The organism is Lentzea fradiae (genome assembly GCF_900100955.1).
GTDB classification, from domain to species: Bacteria; Actinomycetota; Actinomycetes; order Mycobacteriales; family Pseudonocardiaceae; genus Lentzea; species Lentzea fradiae.
Genome location: NZ_FNCC01000001.1, coordinates 723,432 through 742,633, shown reverse-complemented (window position 1 = coordinate 742,633; position 19,202 = coordinate 723,432). Strand labels below are relative to the sequence as shown.

15 protein-coding genes are annotated in these 19,202 nt (G+C 71.5%); 7 read left to right on the top strand and 8 right to left on the bottom strand.

Features of this window, described 5'->3' with window-relative positions:
- Positions 1-38: 38 nt before the first annotated feature.
- Both BLT23_RS03310 and BLT23_RS03305 read right to left on the bottom strand, forming a co-directional pair.
- Positions 39-1,487, bottom strand: a complete 1,449-nt coding sequence (locus BLT23_RS03310) for an AfsR/SARP family transcriptional regulator (protein ID WP_245743514.1) — start codon at positions 1,485-1,487, stop codon at positions 39-41.
- Between the two features lie 23 nt (positions 1,488-1,510).
- Entirely contained in the window at positions 1,511-2,731 is a 1,221-nt protein-coding gene (locus tag BLT23_RS03305) for a macrolide family glycosyltransferase (protein ID WP_090045411.1), read from the bottom strand.
- Between the two features lie 246 nt (positions 2,732-2,977).
- Between BLT23_RS03305 and BLT23_RS03300 the strand changes: the two genes are divergently transcribed.
- Positions 2,978-4,087 (top strand): DegT/DnrJ/EryC1/StrS family aminotransferase, encoded by a 1,110-nt coding sequence (locus BLT23_RS03300; RefSeq protein WP_090045409.1) that lies wholly within the window; start codon positions 2,978-2,980, stop codon positions 4,085-4,087.
- 37 nt (positions 4,088-4,124) lie between these two features.
- On the opposite strand, the gene BLT23_RS03295 is transcribed toward BLT23_RS03300, so the two are convergent.
- The 5 genes from BLT23_RS03295 to BLT23_RS03275 all read right to left on the bottom strand — a co-directional run bounded on the left by BLT23_RS03295 (position 4,125) and on the right by BLT23_RS03275 (position 11,138).
- Entirely contained in the window at positions 4,125-5,519 is a 1,395-nt protein-coding gene (locus BLT23_RS03295) for an NDP-hexose 2,3-dehydratase family protein (RefSeq protein WP_342713633.1), read from the bottom strand.
- A gap of 19 nt (positions 5,520-5,538) precedes the next feature.
- On the bottom strand, positions 5,539-6,105 hold the full coding sequence (locus tag BLT23_RS03290) for a dTDP-4-dehydrorhamnose 3,5-epimerase family protein (protein WP_090045406.1): 567 nt from the start codon (positions 6,103-6,105) through the stop codon (positions 5,539-5,541).
- A 75-nt stretch (positions 6,106-6,180) separates the two neighbouring features.
- Complete coding sequence (locus BLT23_RS03285) at positions 6,181-7,152, bottom strand: NAD-dependent epimerase/dehydratase family protein (protein WP_245743513.1); 972 nt, start codon at positions 7,150-7,152, stop codon at positions 6,181-6,183.
- A 2-nt stretch (positions 7,153-7,154) separates the two neighbouring features.
- A complete protein-coding gene (locus BLT23_RS03280; protein ID WP_090045402.1) occupies positions 7,155-8,381 on the bottom strand; it encodes a class I SAM-dependent methyltransferase in 1,227 nt (408 codons plus the stop codon).
- 33 nt (positions 8,382-8,414) lie between these two features.
- Positions 8,415-11,138, bottom strand: a complete 2,724-nt coding sequence (locus tag BLT23_RS03275) for a helix-turn-helix transcriptional regulator (protein ID WP_090045746.1) — start codon at positions 11,136-11,138, stop codon at positions 8,415-8,417.
- A gap of 828 nt (positions 11,139-11,966) precedes the next feature.
- On the opposite strand from BLT23_RS03275, the gene BLT23_RS03270 reads away from it, so the two are divergent.
- Entirely contained in the window at positions 11,967-12,779 is an 813-nt protein-coding gene (locus BLT23_RS03270; RefSeq protein ID WP_090045400.1) for a hypothetical protein, read from the top strand.
- Between the two features lie 164 nt (positions 12,780-12,943).
- Positions 12,944-16,435: a carboxylic acid reductase gene (car, locus tag BLT23_RS03265; protein ID WP_245743512.1), complete on the top strand. Its 3,492-nt coding sequence runs from the start codon at positions 12,944-12,946 to the stop codon at positions 16,433-16,435.
- Here the strand turns inward: car and BLT23_RS03260 are convergent.
- Positions 16,422-17,018 carry a TetR/AcrR family transcriptional regulator gene (locus tag BLT23_RS03260; RefSeq protein WP_090045398.1) on the bottom strand — a complete coding sequence of 199 codons (597 nt, stop codon included), beginning with the start codon at positions 17,016-17,018 and terminating at the stop codon, positions 16,422-16,424. The genes car and BLT23_RS03260 overlap by 14 nt on opposite strands.
- Positions 17,019-17,237: 219 nt before the next feature.
- Between BLT23_RS03260 and BLT23_RS03255 the strand changes: the two genes are divergently transcribed.
- From BLT23_RS03255 to BLT23_RS03240, 4 genes are all read left to right on the top strand, one after another.
- On the top strand, positions 17,238-17,420 hold the full coding sequence (locus BLT23_RS03255) for a hypothetical protein (RefSeq protein ID WP_090045396.1): 183 nt from the start codon (positions 17,238-17,240) through the stop codon (positions 17,418-17,420).
- Positions 17,417-18,271, top strand: a complete 855-nt coding sequence (locus tag BLT23_RS03250) for an NmrA family NAD(P)-binding protein (RefSeq protein WP_090045394.1) — start codon at positions 17,417-17,419, stop codon at positions 18,269-18,271. Before BLT23_RS03255 ends, BLT23_RS03250 begins: the two co-directional genes overlap by 4 nt.
- Before the next feature lie 77 nt (positions 18,272-18,348).
- On the top strand, positions 18,349-18,507 hold the full coding sequence (locus BLT23_RS03245; RefSeq protein ID WP_176946564.1) for a hypothetical protein: 159 nt from the start codon (positions 18,349-18,351) through the stop codon (positions 18,505-18,507).
- Positions 18,508-18,625: 118 nt separating this feature from the next.
- The gene (locus tag BLT23_RS03240) at positions 18,626-19,186 is read left to right on the top strand and encodes an EF-hand domain-containing protein (protein WP_176946563.1); all 561 of its coding nucleotides are present in this window, start codon (positions 18,626-18,628) and stop codon (positions 19,184-19,186) included.
- Positions 19,187-19,202 lie beyond the last annotated feature (16 nt).

Here is a 19,202-nt window from a genome sequence, read left to right as displayed (position 1 = left end):
TGGTGCTGCCCGCCGCGCGGTTTGACGGGCAGCACCGGTCAGGCGGGCACCCCGGTCAGCCAGCGGCGGTCCTGGCGGTGCGGTGCCGTCCGGATGCCCGCGGCGGCGCGGCGCAGCGGCAGCGGGAAGCCGTCCGCCGAGCCGACGATCCGGCTCGCCTCACCGCGTTCCTCCGCCACCCAGTCGTTGCCCAGCAACATGGTCAGCAGCTGCCACGACTCGTCCGCCGTCAGCGGTTCCAGGAACGCCCGGTGCGCGCCCTGACGGGCGACCAGCTCGTCCATCGGCTGTCTGCTCGTGACGATGGCCCTGGTGTGCGCGCCGCTGGGCAGCAACGGCCGGACCTGCGCGTGGTCCACCGCACCGTCCAGCACCACCAGCACGCGCTTGTGCGACACCGTGCTGCGGTACAGCGCGACCTTCTCACCCGGATCGTCCGGAATGGACGTTACAGGCACGCCGAGTGCCCGCAGGAACCGGTCCAGCAGCACGGAATGCGGCACCGGGCGGCCGAAGTCGTCCAGCAGGTCGCAGTGCAGCTGCCCGTCCGGGAACCGGTCCAGGCGGTGGTGCGCCCAGCGCAACGCCAGCGCGGTCTTGCCCACCTCACCCGGCCCGGACAGCACGACCACACCGGGCACGTCGGGACCTGCCGCGAGGGCGGCGTCGAGCTCGGCCAGCTCGGCCGACCGGCCGGCGAACGGCAGGACCTGACGCGGCAGCTGGGACGGCGCCACCACCGGCACCTCGGCCCTGACCGGCGCGAGCAGTCCGGGCGCGTCCCGCAGCACCTGCTCGTGCAGCTCCCTCAGCTCCGGGCCGGGTTCCAGACCGATCTGCTCGATCAGCACCCGGCGGGCGTCCTGGTAGGTGCGCAGGGCGTCGGCCCGCCGTCCCGACCGGTACTGGGCCAGCATCAGCTGGGCCCGCGCCCGTTCGCGCAGCGGGTGTTCCGCCACCACCGCGGCCAGGTCCTTGCCGACCCGGTGGTGCAGCCCGAGCCGCAGCTCCAGCTCGGCGCACGCCTCCACCGCGTCCAGCCGCGCGGACTGCAACGACACCGCCTCCGCGCGCAGACCGGGCAGGTCCTCGAACGGCACACCGCGCCACAACCCCAGCGCCTCGCGGAACAGCGCCACGGCTCCCGCCACGTCACCACCCGCCGCGCACGACCGCGCCCGGCCGACGAGTCCGTTGAACCGCAACCAGTCCACGGCCTCTTCGTCGAGCCGCGCCACGTAGCCGGGGCTCGCGGTGTCGACGGCCCTGCCCGCCTCGCCGAGCGACCGCCGCAGCCGGGACACGCAGATCGCGATCTGACCGCGCGCGCTGGCCGGCGGGTCGCCGTGCCACACCGCCTCGATGAGCCGGTCCACGCTGACCACGCGGTTGGCGTCGAACAGCAGCCGTGCCAGCACCGCGCGCTCGCGGGGACCGCCCACGCGCTCTTCCACACCGCCGCGCAGGAACCGGATCGGGCCCAGCACGCCGAACTCTGCCGGGGCGGGGGTCAACGCGACCGCGCCAGGTGCTTCTCGACCTCGTCGGCGGCACGCGCCGCACCGCCCGCTTCCGCGACGGCCTTGCGCATGAGGTCGGACCGGGCCGTGATCTCCTGGTCGCCGAGCACCGACGTGACGGCGTCGACCAGCGTCGCGGGCGTCAGGTCGGCGGGGTCGAGCACGGTGCCCAGACCCAGCTCGCGCACCCGCCACCCGGTGGGCCGGTCGAGCGCGGAACCCGGCACGCACACCATCGGCGTGCCCGATCGCAGTGCCTCCATCACGGTGCCCATGCCCGCGTGGGTGACGCACAGCGAAGCGTGCTCCAGCACCGCCACGTGCGGCACGAAGTCGTGCACCTCGACGTTGGGCGGCAGCTCACCGAGCGACGCGCGGTCCACACCGCCGCCGGTGGTCATCACCGCGTGCCACGGCCGTCCGCGGAACGCTTCGACGCACGTGCGGAAGAAGCTCTCGTCCTCGTTGAACACCGCGCCGAGCGACACCAGCACCACGGGCAGGTCACCGGCGGGCGGCGTCCACTCCCCGAGGAAGCTGCGGTCGCCGACACACGGCCCGACGAACGCGAACCGCTCGTCGAAGGTCTCGCCCGCGTACTGGAACTCCCGCGGCACGGTGACCAGGCTCAGCGGCGGCACCTCGAACCACACCTCGTGCGGAGCGGCGGTCACCTCGTAGCGGGCGCACAGCGCGCCGATGCGCCCCATCGTGGCGCCGACCCACTCGGGCATCTCCTTCGGCCGTTCCGCGGCCGGTCGCTCGGCGGCGTCGGACTCGGGGTTGTACATGGCGTTGAGGAAGGAGAAGTGCTCGTTGGAGGCGAACACCGGGATCACCTGCGTGGCGGGGATGTCCCAGCGCCGGGCGAGCACCCGTGCCGCGTAGAGCACCGAGGTGTCGTAGACCAGGCAGTCCGGCCGGTCGTCGCCGAGCTCGGCCGTCGCGGTGGCGAGCATGGCCTCGCTCTCGTCGAGCAGCACGCCCATCAGGTAGCCGGGATCGTTGGCCACGAGGGCGAAGTCGGCGTCGCGGTACCGCGACGGGTAGGTCACGACCGCGGCGCCCGCCTCGGTGACGATCTCCGCCATGCTCGGAGCGGTCAGGTAGGTGACCCGGTGCCCGCGCGCGGCCAGCTCGGTGACCACCGCGAGGTTCGGGATGACGTGCCCGTGATCCGGGTGGCACATGAACAGGAAATGTCGCGACATTTGTCGTCCTCGCGCCGATTGTTGTGCTGGAATCCGGCGACCCTGCCGGGAGCGTGGTCACCGTAAAGCGCCCGGAAGTGGCCTGGACACCCCTATTACCCCTGTCCCCCACGGCGCGGCGGCGAGCGTCCGTTCACTCGTTCGCGCCCTACCCCGGCCGCCCTGACCTGCAGATTAGGGGTTACCCCCTAGCCGGGGGCCAGACCTAGGCTGGCCGGGAAGCCGACCACAGCGAAAGGGCTGCCGATGGCCACGCTCGTCTGGGACTACTCACGCGAATACGAATTGGAGCGCAAGGACATACTCGACGCGGTCGAGACCGTGTTCTCCTCCGGCCGACTCGTCCTCGGGCCGAGCGTGTCGTCCTTCGAGGCGGAGTTCGCGGCCTACCACGGCGTCGCCCACTGCGTCGGCGTGGACAACGGCACGAACGCCATCCGCCTGGCGTTGCAGGCACTCGGCATCGGCCGCGGCGACGAGGTGGTCACGGTGTCGAACACCGCCGCGCCGACCGTGCTGGCGATCGACGCCGTCGGCGCCACACCGGTGTTCGTCGACGTGGACCCGGAGACCTACCTGATGGACGTCGCCCAGGTGGCTTCGGTGATCACACCGCGCACCAAGGCTTTGCTCCCGGTGCACCTGTACGGCCAGTGCGTGGACATGAAACCGTTGCGGGAGCTGGCACAGCGGCACGGCCTGCTGGTGCTGGAGGACTGCGCCCAGGCGCACGGCGCGCGCCACCACGGCCGGGTGGCCGGGTCGATGGGCGACGCCGCCGCGTTCTCCTTCTACCCCACCAAGGTTCTCGGCGCGTACGGCGACGGTGGCGCGACGATCACGAACAACCCGGAGGTGGACGCGAACCTGCGCCGCCACCGGTACTACGGCATGGAGAAGACCTACTACGTCGTGGAGACGCCCGGCCACAACTGCCGGCTCGACGAGGTGCAGGCGGAGATCCTGCGCCGCAAGCTCGTCCGCCTGGACGACTACGTCGCGGCGAGGCAGGCGGTGGCCGCGCGGTACGTGGAAGCGTTGGCGGACACCGACCTGGTGCTGCCCACGACCGCGCCGGGCAACACGCACTCGTACTACGTCCACGTGGTGCGCCACCCGCGGCGTGACGACATCCTGGAACGCTTGAAGGCGCACGACATCCACCTGAACATCAGCTACCCGTGGCCGGTGCACACCATGACCGGTTTCGCGCACCTGGGCTACGCCGAGGGCAGCCTGCCGGTGACCGAACGGGTGGCCGGTGAGATCTTCTCGCTGCCGATGTACCCGTCGCTGCCCCAGGAGACGCAGGAACAGGTGGTCGACGCGCTCAAGCAGGTGCTGGCGACGCTCTGACCGGGCTGTGGCGGGCACGGTCGGAACGTCGCCCGCCTCACCCGCGCGGGATGAGGCTGCGCAGGCACAGGAGCAGGCTGCGGGCCTGGATGTTGACGTAGAAGCTGTGCCGCAGCAGCTCTTCGTACTGGTGCAGGGTCAGCCACCGGTACTCGGGGTCGTCCCGTGCGACCTCGGCGTCGGTCTCCACGACCAGGTACCGGTTGCGGGCGCCGAGGAACCGGCCGCCCTCCTCCGACAGCACGGCGTCGAAGCGGATCTTGGCCGACCCGAGCACCTCGTCGAGGAACCGGGGCCGCACCGGCAGGTGCTCGTGGGTCTCCGGCACGCACTGCACGGTGGGCGCCAGCTCGGTCACGTCGGTGTAGCCGGCCTCGGTGCGCGCGTGGGTGAGCACGTGCAGCACGCCGTCGATCTCCTTGACCAGGAACGCGATCACGCCCGTGCCGACGGGTTCGATCATCGGCTGGGACCAGCTGCCGACCTCACGTCCTCCTGCCCGCACGTCCACGCCCACGACGGTGAAGAACCCGCCACGGCGATGTGCGATGACACCGTTCTCGCGGGTCCAGTCCGGCAGCTCGGCCAGCGGTCCGAGAGTGACCCGGAGATCGGTGCGCGTGCGGACCTCGGTGATCCAGCTCAGCACCTCGCCGGTGGTGTGCACGCCGGGCGTGGCGGGGTCACCGGACCGGATCAGAGCTTCGCTGAACGAGTCGTTCGCCGCCCCGGCCAGTGCCGCGCCACCGCCGGGCAGGCAGGCCAGCACCGTGCGGGCGTCCATGTTCACCAGGTCCGGCACGGTCATCAGCTCGGCGATCTCGCCGAGCGTGAACCAGCGGAACCCCTCGCGCACCTCGACCTCGCCGTCGACCTCGACGACCATGTTGCGGTTGCGCTTGCGGTAGAACCACGCGCCCTGCTCGGACTGCCGGATGTCCACCAGGACGTGGTGGCCGGAGGTGTCGCGGAAGTGCTCCAGGTACGGGATGGGCTTGCCCTGGTGCACGCGGGTGTAGTTGCTGCGGGTGGCCTGCACGGTCGGCGAGAGCTGCAGTCCGTTGGCGTTGCCCGGTTCGTGCTTGGCCTGCATCAGGCAGTGCAGCACGCCGTCGAACTCCCGCACGAGGATGCCGAGGATGCCGATCTCCGGCTGGTTGATGATCGGCTGCGACCAGTGCGGCACGGACGCGCCCGGCAGGTCGACGGCGAGCGACTCGACGCTGAAGAACCGGCCGCTGTGGTGGCGCAGGGTGCCGGTGCCCGGTTCGGTGAGCCAGCCCGCGAGGCCGTCCAGCGGCGCGCGTTCGACGGTCATCCAGCTGTGTTCGGCGGTGCGGGCGAGCCAGGCGTGCACGGCGTCGGCGTCACGGGCGGCGAGCATCGACTCGGCCAGGCGCAGCTGGGTCGGGCGGCGGGTGGGCGCGGTCACCTGGTGTGCTCTCCTCTGCTCAGACGGCGTGGACCGGCAGCAGCCCGGTGTCCCGTGCGAGGGCCAGGCCGGGTGCGGCGCGGTCGCGTTCGGACAGCACGGCACCGGCCGGCACGGGCAGCGCGAGGTCCGGGTCCACGATGGACACCGCCAGCTCGTCCGCTGGGTCGTACGCGCGGGACAGCAGGTAGTGCACGGTCGAGTGGTCCTCGAGTGCGATGAAGGCGTGGCCCAGGCCGGGCGGGAGGTAGACGGCGTGGAAGCCGTCACCCGACAGCTCGACGGAGTCCCACTCGCCGAACGTCGGCGAGCCGACCCGCAGGTCCACCACGACGTCCAGCACCCGCCCGCGCGAACAGGTCACGTACTTGGCGCAACCCGGTGCGGTGCGGGCGTAGTGCACGCCGCGGGCGACCCCGCGGCGTGACACGCTGGCGCTGGCTTGGGCCACGGCGAACAGCGGCGCACCGACCGCTTCGGCGAACACCTCGTGCTGGAACGGGGAGACGAACAAGCCGCGGTCGTCCGGGAACACCTCTGGCTCGAACGTCCACGCCCCGCCGACAGAGAGTGCGCGGGCTTTCATCGGCGACCTCCGTCTCAGGACGTTGATCAGCGTGCAGCGGCCCGAACCGCGCGGTCAACCAGCTTAGGGGAACCCCTATCCGGGGTTAGGGGTACCCGGAGACACATCGTCCACTGAGGACTGGACGAGGCCGGCGACGGTCCTCGACACCGCCTCGGCCAGCGGGACCCGCGCCCGCCACCCGGTGGCCAGGGTGAGACCGGCCGGGTCCGCGACGAGGCTGCGGGAGTCCGACGCGGTGGCGTACGGCGGTGGCGGCACCGACAGCACCGGCACGGCCGGGCGGCCGGTGTGCTCCGCGACGGTGGCGGCGACGAGCTCGAACAGCGCGCGCACCGCGACCCCGGCGCCCGAGCCGACGAGCCACGCCCGTCCGGCCAAGCGGCCGGCGTGTACCACGGCCGCCGCGAACGCCTCGGCGACGTCCTCGACGAACACCAGGTCGCGTTCCACGTCCCCGGCTCCCCACACGGTCAGCGGCTCACCCGCGAGCGCACGCCGTGCCATCGCGGTCACCACGCCCCGGTCAGGAGAACCGGTGGAGGGACCGAACACCGTGGGCAGCCGCAAGGAGCAGCCGCCCGAGTCGAGCACGAGCCGTTCGGCGGCGCACTTCTGCCTGTCGTACTCCGACTCGGGGTGGTCGGTCTCGGTGCCGTCGATCCGCTCCGGCGCGCCCGGCCCCACCTGCGAGGTGGAGCCGGCGAACACCACGGTCCCCCGAGCCGCTTCGACCGCCTCGGCGACGATGCCCACGTTGACCCTGGCGGCGTCGGCCGCGCCGCCGTCGTCCACCCGCCAGGTGCCGCCGCCGGTGAACAACACCAACGGCAGCACCACGTCCGCGCCCGCGACCGCGGCGGCCACCGCGCCGGGCTCGGTGAGGTCGGCCGCGACCACCTCGGCCGGGAACGGCGGCACGCCGGGGTCGCGTGCCACCACCCGCACCCGCGCTCCTCGCGCGGCAAGCCGTGCGGACACAGCGGAACCCACGAACCCCGACCCGCCGAGCACCGCGACGAGCGCGCCGTCCAGCTCTCCCGGCACGCTCACACCACGTGGACGTCGGGGACGTACAGGATCCACTTGCCGCCCGCCTCGCGGAACGCCTCCTCCTTGGCCATGATCTCCGCGGCGTGGTTCCAGGCGAACAGCAGCGCGTAGCCGGGGTAGGGATCGGCGAACGCGGCGGGCGGGCGCACCGGGATGCCGGAGCCGGGCGCCAGCCGGTGCTGCTTGGCGGGCGTGGTGTCGCTGATGAACTCGACCAGGTCCGGTCCGATGCCGCAGAGGTTCGTGACGGTGGCGCTCTTGGCGGTCGCGCCGTAGCCGACCACCCGCTCCCCCTTGGCCTTCAGGTCGGTCAGCAGCGCCAGGAGGTCGGTGCGGATCTGGCGGACCTTGTCGCCGAAGGCGTCGAGGACGGCGCGGTCGTGCAGGCCGCGTGCCTTCTCCTCGGCGAGCAGGGCGGCGACGGCCGCGGAAGGCGTGCGCGCACCGGGCAGCGCCAGGGTGTAGCGGACCTCGCCGCCGTGCACCGGCAGGCGTTCGACGTCGACCAGCTCCAGCCCGTGCCCGCGGGCCATGGCGTCCACGGAAGTGGCGCTGAACAAGAAGAAGTGCTCGTCGTAGATCTGGTCGAACGACGTCTGCTCGACGATGTCGCCGAGGTAGGGGTCCTCGAACACGAACGCCCCGCCGGGCTTGAGCAGCGCCACGACACCGCGCAGGATCGAGTCCACGTAAGGGATGTGGCAGAACGTGTTCGCGGCGTACACGAGGTCGGCCGGGCCGTCCTGGTCGCGGATGGACAGCGCGGTGGACTCCTCGAAGAAGTCCTTGCGGACCCGCACGCCCGCCTCGGCGGCCAGGTCGGCGACCGCGCCGGACGGCTCCACGCCCAGGTGCCGCACGCCCGCGTCCGCGACGGTGCGCAGCATGGTGCCGTCGTTGCAGCCCAGCTCGACCACGAACGGGTCGTCGCCCGCCAGCTCGGTGCTCAGGAACCGCTCCGCCAGGGCGCGGAAGTGCTCGCGCATCACCGCGGACCCCTGCGACAGGTAGGGGTAGTCCTGGTGGAACATCTTCTCCCTGGGCACCTCCTCCATCAGCTGCACCATCGCGCAGCCGTCGCACGCGCCCACGGCGAGGCGGTAGCTGAACTCGGGGGAGGTGTCGTCGGGCAGCCGGAACGCGTCGGACAGCGGCTGGTCACCGAGGTCGAGGAACTCGGTCACCGTCCCGGCGCAGACGCGGCAGGTGGACTGGTCAGGCATTGGCGGGTTCCTTCTACTCGGGTGCTGAACGGGTCATCCCCGGGCCTCGAACGCCCGTGGGTCGGTGCCGGTCCGCTGGGACAGGCGGTGCGGCAGGTCCGCCCGGCTGCGCATGCCCAGCTTGCGGTAGACCCTGGTGAGGTGTTGCTCGACGGTGCTGACGGTGATGTAGAGGATGGCGCTGATCTCGCGGTTCGTGTGGCCCTTCGCGGCGAGCTCGGCCACCCGCAGCTCGGAGTCGCTCAGCACCGACCGCCCGTCACCGGAGTCGCCGTCCTCCCAGTCGACCTGGATGGGCACGGCTCCGGAGTACGACGCCTTGGTCTCGGCCACCGCGCTGCGGGACAGCTCGCGGGCCTCCGCGTGCTTGCCCAGGGCGTCGAGCGCCTCACCGAGGTCGGACAGGGCGCGGGCCAGCTCGACCCGGTCACCCGCTTGCCGCAGGTGCCGCACGGCCTCGCGCAGGAGCGCCGGCCGCTCGGCGGGCTCGCCCGCGGCCGCGAGGACCCGCAGCGCCGCGCCGCGGGTGCGGCGGTCACCGGCGGGCAGCCGCATCTGCTCGCCGATCAGCTCGCGGGCCGCCTCCGGCCGACCGAGGGTGAGGTTGGCCTGGGCGAGACCGCAGCGCCACGGCGCGAGCACCGGCAGGTCGACGCGCCACTCGCGCATCCGCGTGCCGCAGTTCTGGAAGTCGCTGATGGCGGCGAGCACCCGCCCGACGGCGAGGTTGCCGTTGCCGCGGGCGTAGAGGTAGCGCAGGCCGGCGGCGGTGGCGAACATGGCGTCGGGCACGCGGACCCGCATCGCGTCGGCGATCGCGCGGTGCCGGTCCAGCGCGGTGCTGGCCTCCAGCAGCACCGCCAGCGGGTAGCCGATGGCCAGGCCCCAGCCCTGGTGCGGCAGCAGGGCGAGCGCGGTCTCGGCGCGTGCGGCGGCGACCGCGACCTCCCCGCGCCGCAGGTCGACGTCGGCGCGGACGACCTCCAGGATCGCCTGCCAGGTCACCGCGCCGCCGCGGACGGCTTCGGCGGTGAGCCGGTCGCACCACCGCTCGGCCCGGTCGGGGTGGCCGGTGTGCACGAGGATCAGCAGCGCGGTGAGCACGACCTCCAGGGCCATGTCGCCGAGGCGGCAGCTCCGCAGGATGTGCTCGGCGCTGGCGATGGCGTCGGGGTGGAACTCCGCGGTCCAGAAGGTCCCGATGGCCTGTGCCGCGGCCACCCACGGGTCCGCGTCGGCCACCACGTCGGTGGCCACGGCGGTCGCCTGGTCCAGGCCGTGGAACCACTGGCAGACGATCCGCAGCTCGGCGGCGCTCTGCGCGTCCAGCATCCCGGGGTTCCGCTCCAGGACGGCGAGCGCCCGCACGGCCGTGGCCTCGTCGCCGATCCACAACGCGTGGTGCACGACCGTCACGGCGTCCCGGCCGCGCAGCTCTCCCGCCCACATCGCCTCGTGCAACGGTTTCATGTGGACGACAGCGGCGGCGGGGTTGACCCGCCACAGCGCCCGGACCAGGACGCTGGTGATGCCCAGCCGCTCGTCCGGCTCGACCACGGGCAGCGCGGGTTCCAGGTACCGCACGGCCGCGGCCACGTCGTCACCCATGAGCGCCTGCTCGGCGGCGACGCGCAGCACGGCGACCGGCCAGCCCGACGCGACCCGGTCTGCGGCCACGAGGTGGTCGGCCACCACCGCCGCCGCCGCGCCGCGCTGGTAGAGCAGCTCGGCGGCACGGGCGCGCAGCCGCACCCGTTCGGCACCCGGCGTGCTGTCGAGGACCGCCGCCCCCGCTCCGGGGTGCCGGAAGCACCCGTCCAACAGCAAACCGGCGGCGGTGAGCACGTCCACCGCCTGCTCGACCGCCTCGGGCGTGGTGCCTGCCAACCGGCCGAGCAGGACCGGGGTGCGCTCTTTGCCGAGCACGGCGATGGCACGGGCGACCTCCAGCAGCCCCGCCTCCCAGCGGTGCAGGCACTCCAGCACCGCGCGCTTGAACGCGGGCCCGACCTGGTCGGGCCCGATCTCGTGGCCGGCCTCGAAGTCCTCGACCAGGGCGCGGACCAGCATCGGGTTGCCACCGCTGAGGGCGTGCCAGGCAGGCGCGACCGCACCGGCATCGGGCACCCGGTCGCGCAGCAGCTCGGCGATCCCGCACACCGACAGGGGCGCGAGCCGGATGCGGTGGTGCGGCCGCCGGGTCAGCTCGGCGTGGAACTGCGGCAGCGTCGGCTGCGGCTGCTGCCACTCGGCGAGCACGACGACCACCCGTCCGGCTCTCATCCGCCGCCGCAGGTAGAGGATGAATTGCAACGACGAGCTGTCGGCGAATTGCACGTCGTCCACGCACACCACGACCGGGCGTTCCCGCGACATTTCGAGCAGTATTTGACACAATTCATGAACGGGCCGCACGTAAGAATGATGAATTCTCCGCACGTCCGCTCCCGAGTCCTGAACGGTCGCGGCGATCGGCGTGATGAGGTGGGAAACGCGGTCCGCTATTTCCGGCGGCAACCCGGCGCCGTGGAACAACTGGTCGATGACACCCGCCTGCAGGGGACGCTCCGCAGGCGCGCCGGTCGCGGTCAGCAGCAACGCCCCCGAGGCGGCGGCGTGCCGCTGGAACCGTTGCAGCAGTTCGGTCTTCCCACTGGCCAGACCGCCGCTGACCAGCGCGAGCCTGCCCGTCCCCGCCGAGCACTCGGCGAGCAGGCCGACCAGTTCAGAGAGCGCATCACCATGGTCCGTCGGCACCAACCGTTCAGTTCCCTCCAGCGCAGCCACCGATGGTCTTTCCGCTACAGCGCACCCACGAGGACGCTTTATAGCACGGCTTCCCGACTCGTCCAGAGCCTTTGACAACACCTCCGAGAACAACAGGCAAACGCGTTCCCGGCGCGCATCGGAACCATAGGAACCACGAATCCGAATTTGCTTGATTGCGTCTCAAATGGCGGCGAACGGCCCAACCGGTACGACCGAATCGCGGACTCCCGGACACCTGGCGCGCCGTTCCGTAGCACAGCCGGGACCGCGGAGGTCGCGTTGATCGAATCCGTGTCGCAACCGTAGCCACCCCCGGCGGCAACTACGGGACACCGAAGCGCCACCCCGCCGGCCCCACCCCGGCGACGCCCCGGAACGTCCGGGCCCCGACCAAGATCCACAACTGTTTTCCACAACGGCCGGCATGCCCCTTCCGGGCGATGCAGGACAAATGACATGGATAACCGATACAACGCGAGGCCGGTGAATCTTTCCCGGGAAACGGACATAACACCTATGACGTCGAGTCCGGCGTGGACGTTCCCACCGTCCATTTCCGCACGCTCCACGACGTGCTCCGTGATCGCGTGATCGCGCTGCGCCCACAGCGGTTTTCCGACAATCGTCGATCGCCCGGTCAGGTCAGCTCCCGCTGACGGCGAGCACGCGGTCGCCCTGGACGCCTCGGCGAACCACCGGGCAGCTCAGCCCGCACGCGGACGGCGTCATCGGGATCCGGGCTACCGTACGGGCGTGATCATCCCGGCCAGGTACAGCGACGGTGCTATCCACGTCCCAGGAGACGTCACCTTCCCCGTGACCGACACCGTGAAGGACCAAGCGGTCGCGCCGGACCTCACGAAAGCGGTCTACACGACGGACAACGAACTGGTGTGCGTCGACCCGGCCGGCGAGGTGTTGTGGCGGCACGCGTTGGGCGCGGTCCAGGAGGAGGTCCTCAGCGCCAGGGCCGGTTGCGCCTTCTCCCTCGACGGGACGACCGTGTGGCTCTTCCGGCCGGACGCGATGGGCCGGTGGAACGACAGCCAGGACACCTGGCACGTCCTGGACGCGGCCACCGGGGAGGTGCTCGCCAGCGCCGAACTGGGGACCGTCGGCCACGGCGGTGAGCACTACCTCCATCCCGGCGGCACCGACGTGCTGGTCGGCGTGGGCGAGGGACAGGACGGGTCGCTCGTGTTCCGCGGGAGGTTCGACGGCAGCGCTCTCGAAGTGGCGCCGTATCCGTGGAAGGACCGCGTGTTCGTGGCGTTCGCCGTGGACGGCCGGCAGTTCATGTCTGTCGACCACGGACGGGAGGACGTCGCGTTCCACACCTACCCGGATGGCGACGTGGTCCACCGGATCACCGTGGCAGACCTCGAGTACGACGAGGACGTGTCGTTCGAGTGGACGGGCGGGTACCTCGACGCCGACACCGCGTTCGTCGTCGCCGCCGGGGAGAAGGACGACGAGGAATGGGCCCGGCACCACTTGATCGACGTGCGGACGGGCGCGGAGCGGGGCACGTTCGACCCGCGCACCGACGATCCGTACGGCGTGATCGCGACCGGCGGCGGTGTGTGGCTGACGTTCGACGACGGCGTGTTCCGTCACCACCTCCCCTGACGCCGCCGGGGCCAGTACCACCGCAACGCGAGTTGCTCCGACTCGATCTTGACACGGTCTCGGTGCGGTGATCGTCTACCCACCAGACCGCTGCACGGCCTCACTCCCGGTTCGACGCCGTGAAGAAGTGCGCCAGTGACTACCGAACGGACGTGGTGACGACAGTGAGCGTGGATCCCGCGGGCACGCGAGAGACGGACCTCGTGGAGGCGTTGTTCGCGAACGAACCGGGGCTGCGTGCGCTCGTCCCCGATCCGGTGATCACGGAGGCGGTCCGGGAGCCGGGCCTCGCGCTGGGCACGACGGTCGAACGGCTGATGACCGGTTACGCCGACCGGCCCGCCGTGGCCGTGCGGGAGGTCGAGACGGTGACCGATCCGGCGACCGGGCGCCGGACTCGGCGGCTGTTGCCGGGTTTCGTCACGCGGAGCTACGGCGAGCTGTGGGCTGACGCGGGTGCGGTCGCGGCGGAGTGGGCGGCGCGGGGTGTTCGCGCCGGTGACTTCGTGGCGACGATCGGTTTCACGAGCAGCGAGTACCAGACGGTGGACCTGGCGGCGGTCAGGCTGGGTGCGGTGACGGTGCCGTTGCAGCCGAACGCGCCGGTGGCCCAGCTGCACGAGATCCTGGCCGAAAGCCGTCCCCTGATCCTCGCCACGAGCCTCGAGTACCTCCCCAAGGCGGCTGAGCTGCTTCGGAAGGCCGACGGGGCGCGGTTCGCGTTGGTCTTCGACGTGCGCGCCGACGTCAGTGACGAACAGGACGCCTGCGCCGAGTTCGAGGAAGCGCTGGCCGGGACCGGGATCGAGGTGACCACGTTCGCGCAGGTGCTCGACCAGGGCCGCACGCGTCCGGCTCCGCCGGTGCACGTGCCGGAGGCCGGCGAGGACCCGATGGCGACGTTGATCTACACCTCGGGCAGCACGGGCAGCCCCAAGGGAGCGATCTACACGCAGCAGGGGGTGCGCCGGCTGTGGCTCGGCGGCAAGCCCGGCGGGGCCGCGTTCCCGGTGCTGACGATGAGCTACATGCCGATGAGCCACGCGTTCGGCCGGACGATCATCAGTGGCACGTTCGGGCGCGGGGGAACTGTCCACTTCTCCGCCCGCAGCGACCTCTCCACGCTCTTCGAGGACATCAGTCTGGCCAGGCCGACGCAGCTCATGGCGGTGCCGCGGATCTTCGACATGCTCTTCCAGGAGTACCAGCGGTTGCTGGGGCTGCGGGCCGGCGAACCCGACCTGGACGCCGCGGTCAAGGAGGACCTGCGCACCCGCGTTCTCGGCGGGCGGATCGTGGAGGCGCTGGTCGGCAGCGCTCCGATCTCCGCGGAGATGAAGCGGTTCGCCGAGGAGTGCCTCGGCGGGCCCCTGACCGAGGGCTACGGTTCCACGGAGTTCGGGACGGTGCTGCGCAACGGCAAGCTGATGCGCCCACCGGTGATCGACTACCGGCTGGTCGACGTCCCCGAGCTCGGCTACTTCCACACGGACCGGCCTCACCCGCGCGGTGAGCTGCTGCTCAAGGCCGAGTCGATGTTCCCCGGCTACTACCTGCGGCCGGAGCTGACCGCGTCGGTCTTCGACGAGGACGGCTTCTACCGGACCGGCGACATCATGGCGCTGACCGGCCCTGACCAGTTCGCCTACGTCTCCCGCCGCAACAACGTGCAGAAGCTGTCGCAGGGCGAGTTCGTCGCACTGTCCAAGCTCGAAGCCGAGTACACCACCGATCCGCTGATCCGGCAGATCTACGTCTACGGCAGCAGTGAGCGGGCGCACCTGCTGGCGGTGATCGTGCCCTCCGAGGCCGCGCTGCGGGAAGCGGGTGACGCGGAGGCGCTGCGGCCGCGACTCGTCGAGGCGTTGCGGCGGACGGCGGCGCGGGCCGGGTTCGAGCCGTACGAGATCCCCCGCGGCTTCCTCATCGAGACCGAGCCGTTCAGCGCGGAGAACGGCCTGCTGTCGGACGTGCGCAAGCTGCTGCTGCCGCGGCTGCGCGAGCGCTACGGCGAGAGGCTGGAGGCGCTCTACGCGGAGCTGGCCCGCGGCGAGACCGACGAGCTGCGCGCGTTGCGGCAGGGCGGACCGGACCAGCCGGTCGAGGAGACGGTGGCGCGAGCGGCACGGGCGATGCTCGGTTGCAGCCCTTCGGAGCTGGAGAGCGAGGCGCGCTTCACCGAGCTGGGAGGCGACTCCCTGTCCGCGGTCTCGTTCGCCTCGCTGCTCAGCGAGATCTACCGGATCGAGGTTCCGGTGGGTGTGCTGCTCGGTCCGTCCAGCACCCTGCGGGCGATCGCGGCTTACGTTGCGGCGCAACGGGAATCCGGAGACGTCAGGCCCACGTTCGCATCGGTTCACGGCGTGGGGGCGACCGAGGTCAGGGCCGCCGACCTGACCCTGGACCGGTTCCTCGACCGGGAAGTGGTCGCGGCGGCCTCCACCCTGCCCCACCCGAGCGGGCCTCCCCGGGTGGTGCTGCTCACCGGCGCCACGGGATACCTGGGCCGGTTCCTGTGCCTCGACTGGCTCGAACGCCTCTCCCGCACCGGCGGGAAGCTCGTGTGCGTGGTGCGCGGTGCCGATGACAAGGCGGCCCGCGAGCGGCTCGACGCCACGTTCGACACGGGCGACGCCACCTTGCTCGCGCTCTACCACGACCTGGCCGAGGAGCACCTCGAAGTTCTGGCGGGCGACCTGGCGGAGCCGTCCCTCGGGCTCGACGAACGGACCTGGCAGCGGCTCGCCGCCGAGGTCGACGCCATCGTGCACCCCGGCGCGCTGGTGAACCACGTGCTGCCCTACGAACACCTCTTCGGGCCGAACGTGGTGGGGACCGCCGAACTGATCCGGCTCGCGATCACGGGACGGATCAAGCCGTTCACCAACATCTCGACCGTGGGCGTGGGCAGCCAGGTTCCTCCCGGCGAGTTCACGGAGACCGCCGACGTCCGCACGATGGGCGCCGTGCGTCACCGCAACGGCGACTACGCCAACGGGTACTCGCTGAGCAAGTGGGCCGGCGAGGTGCTGCTGCGGGAGGCGCACGAGCAGTGCGGCCTGCCGGTGACGGTGCTCCGCTCGGACATGATCCTCACCCACAGCCACTTCACCGGTCAGCTGAACGTGCCGGACATGTTCACCCGGCTGGTGCTCAGCCTGGTGACCACCGGCCTCGCCCCGAAGACGTTCTACCGCAGCGCGGACGGCACCCCGCCCAGGGCCCACTACGACGGCCTGCCCGTGGACTTCATCGCCGAGGCCGTGAACGTGCTGGGCACCCGCGAGGTCGAGGGCCACCGCACCTATCACGTGTTCAACCCGCACGACGACGGCATCTCCCTGGACACCTTCGTCGACTGGCTGGTCGAGGCGGGCCACCCCATCACGCGGATCGAGGACTACGACGAGTGGTTCCGCCGCTTCGAGTCCGCGCTGCGGGAGCTGCCGGAGTCGCTCCGCCAGCACTCGCTGCTGCCGCTCCTGCACTCCTACCGCACGCCGGCCGAGCCCGAGGGCGACGACGCGGCACGCCCCCGGCAGTTCCGGGAGGCCGTGCGGCAGGAGAAGCTGGGCGAGTCGGGAGAGATCCCCGGGATCACCCGGGAGCTGGTCCTCAAGTACGTGAGCGACCTGCGGCAGCTCAGGTTGTTGTAGCGCCCAGGGCGCGCAGGGCGGTGTCGGTGACGCGGTCGATGAAGTCGGGCTCGGTCGGCGCCTGCCGCACGACCATGCGCCAGTAGATGAGCGCGGCCACGATGTCCTGGGCCATCTCCACGTCCGTGTCCGTCGGCAGGTCTCCCCTGCTGATGGCTCCTGCCACAAGCGAGCGCAGGTGGGCGCGCCGCGGCGCCGCGATCGTCGTGGAGATGGCCTCGGCGAGGGCGGGTGTCCGCTGCGCCTCGGCGATCAGGTCGGGGATGATCTTGGAGTAGGGCTCCGCCGCGAGCCAGGCCGCCATCGACTCCGCGGCGGCGCGCAGGTCCCGGCGCAGGTCGCCGGTCTCGGCGACGTCGGACATGGGAACGCCGATGTCCGCGAGGACGGCGAGCACCATGTCCTGCTTGGTGGGCCAGCGGCGGTACAGGGCGTTCTTGCTCGTGGCCGCCCGCTTGGCGACCCCTTCCATCGACAGCCGGGCGTAGCCGCGTTCGACGAGCTCGGCGAGCACGGCCGAGACGATCGCGGCGGTGACTTCGGGCTGGAGAACGGCCGCTCCGTACAGCGCGCGTCGAGTCATGCGAGCAGCTTAGTCGTGCGTTGCGCACGTGAGGACGGAACGGTACCGTTGCGACGTGATTTCCACTCACCGGCGTGAGCCTGCGAGGCACGACGCCGGTTTCGCCGACGACGTCAAGGCGGCGGCCGCGGAGCAACTCGCCTTGCGCCGGGCGCTCGACCACGGGCCTGGGTCGTGGGCGCGTCCGGGCGACCCCGCATCCCACCGGAAAGGACTGAGATGACACCACAAGAGACTTCGGCCGAAAGTCCCGCGCACGCGGTCCTGCGGCGGTCGCTCTTCACCGAGGACGCCGTGATCGAGTTCCCGTACGCGCCGCCCGGCAGACCCAGCCGGCTGGACCGGAACCCGGCCCGGACCACGGCGGCGACCGGCCTCGCGGGTCAGGAGGACGCACGATGACCGAGATCAGGACGGTCCTCCTCACGGGAGGAACGGGGCAGACCGGTCGTGTCGTGACCGACGTCCTGTCCGGGCGCGGTGTGCGGGTGGTCGTCGCCAGCCGGAGCGTTCCGAAGGAAGAACTTCCCTCCGGGGCGCGGCACGTCCCGTTCGACTGGGCCGACCCCGGCACGTACGACGAGGCGCTGCGCGGTGTCGACAGCGTCTACCTCCTGCCGCCGCCGCTGGACGTCGATCCGGTGGGCGTCGTCGAGAAGTTCCTGGGCGCGGCCCTGGCGGCCGGGGTCAGGCGGGCGGTGCTGCTGAACTCCTGCTCCTTCCCCATGACGGCGCGTGGCCTGCACGCCGTACGTCTGACCGTCCAGCAGATGCCGGAGTGGTCGGTCCTGCTGGCTTCGGGCTTCATGCAGAACTTCCTGGGCGCGCACCCCACCGCCGTCGCCGTCCGCGAGCGCCACGAGATCGTCACCGCCGCGGGTGACGGCCGGATCGGCTGGGTGGACGCGGCGGACGTGGCGGCGGTCGCGGCCGAACTGCTGGTCCGCGACGGCCACGACAGCCGGGAACACGTGATCACCGGGCCGCAGGCGCTGTCCTACGACGACATCGCGGCCACCATCGCCGCCGAGTGGGGTCTTCCCGTCCGCTACCGGCCCGTCACCGCCACCGAACGCGCCGCGCAGCTCACCGGTGCCGGGTTCCCGCGCCCGTTCGTCGACGCGCTCGTCTGGTCGGACGTCCTCACCGCGAACGACGCCGAGGACCGCGTGACCAGGGAGGTCCCGCGGATCACCGGCAGGGACGCCACCTCGTTCACCGAGTTCGTCCGGCATCACCCGCCGGAGAGGTGAACCGTGCCCACCGCGAGCGACCTCCTCTCCCGTGCCGATCTGGACTTCCTGTCGCAGGAGGTGTCCAGCCCAGGCGATTGTCGGTCTTCCGGCTGTCCGCCACGCCGGACGTGGCGGACTCGAAGTCGTGCGGCGACAACGTGACCCGCATGGTCACGTGGGTGCGGTTCGCGGACCGTTCGACGGGCAGGCGGTTCGTCGTCGCGAACACCCACTTCGACCCGATCGAGCTCTGACGGCCGGTCGTCACCTGACGGCATGATGCGCTGACCCGATCGTGGTCAGAGGATCGTGTCCCCTCCCCCGGATGTTGTAGGCAGGTCGGGTACCCGCCCCGCCGGCCAGGAGGATCCAGTGCCCGTCACCGACCTGCTCAAGTCCAAGATCAACTTCGGTTTCGACCACCTCGACGTCGACGGCGACGGCCTGCTGACCGAACACGACCACGTGCTGATGGGCCGCCGTGCCGCCGCGACCCTGGGGCACGCCTCCGGGTCGCCCGAGGAGCGGCGCATCGTCGACGCGTACCTGGGCATCTGGCGGAACCTGCACGAGCCCCACATCCCCGGCGGCGGGAGCTCCATCAGCCGCGAGCAGTTCGTCGCCTCCACCGGCAGCCTCGCCGACGACCCCGAGGCCGCTCGCAGGACCGTGGGAGCGCTCGCGGAGACGTTCCTGACCATCGCCGACACCGACGAGGACGGCAAGGTCAGCCCCGCCGAGTTCTGGAAGTTCCACCAGGGCCACTTCCCCGGCCTCACCGAGCAGGAGTCGGCGACGGCGTTCAAGCACCTCGACCTCGACGGCGACGGCGTGCTGACCGCGGAGGAGTTCATCCAGGCGTGCGTGGACTTCTGGTCGAGCACGGACCCCGAAGCGCCGGGGAACTGGTGGACCGGCCACCACATCGCCTGACACCGGAAGCCCCGTG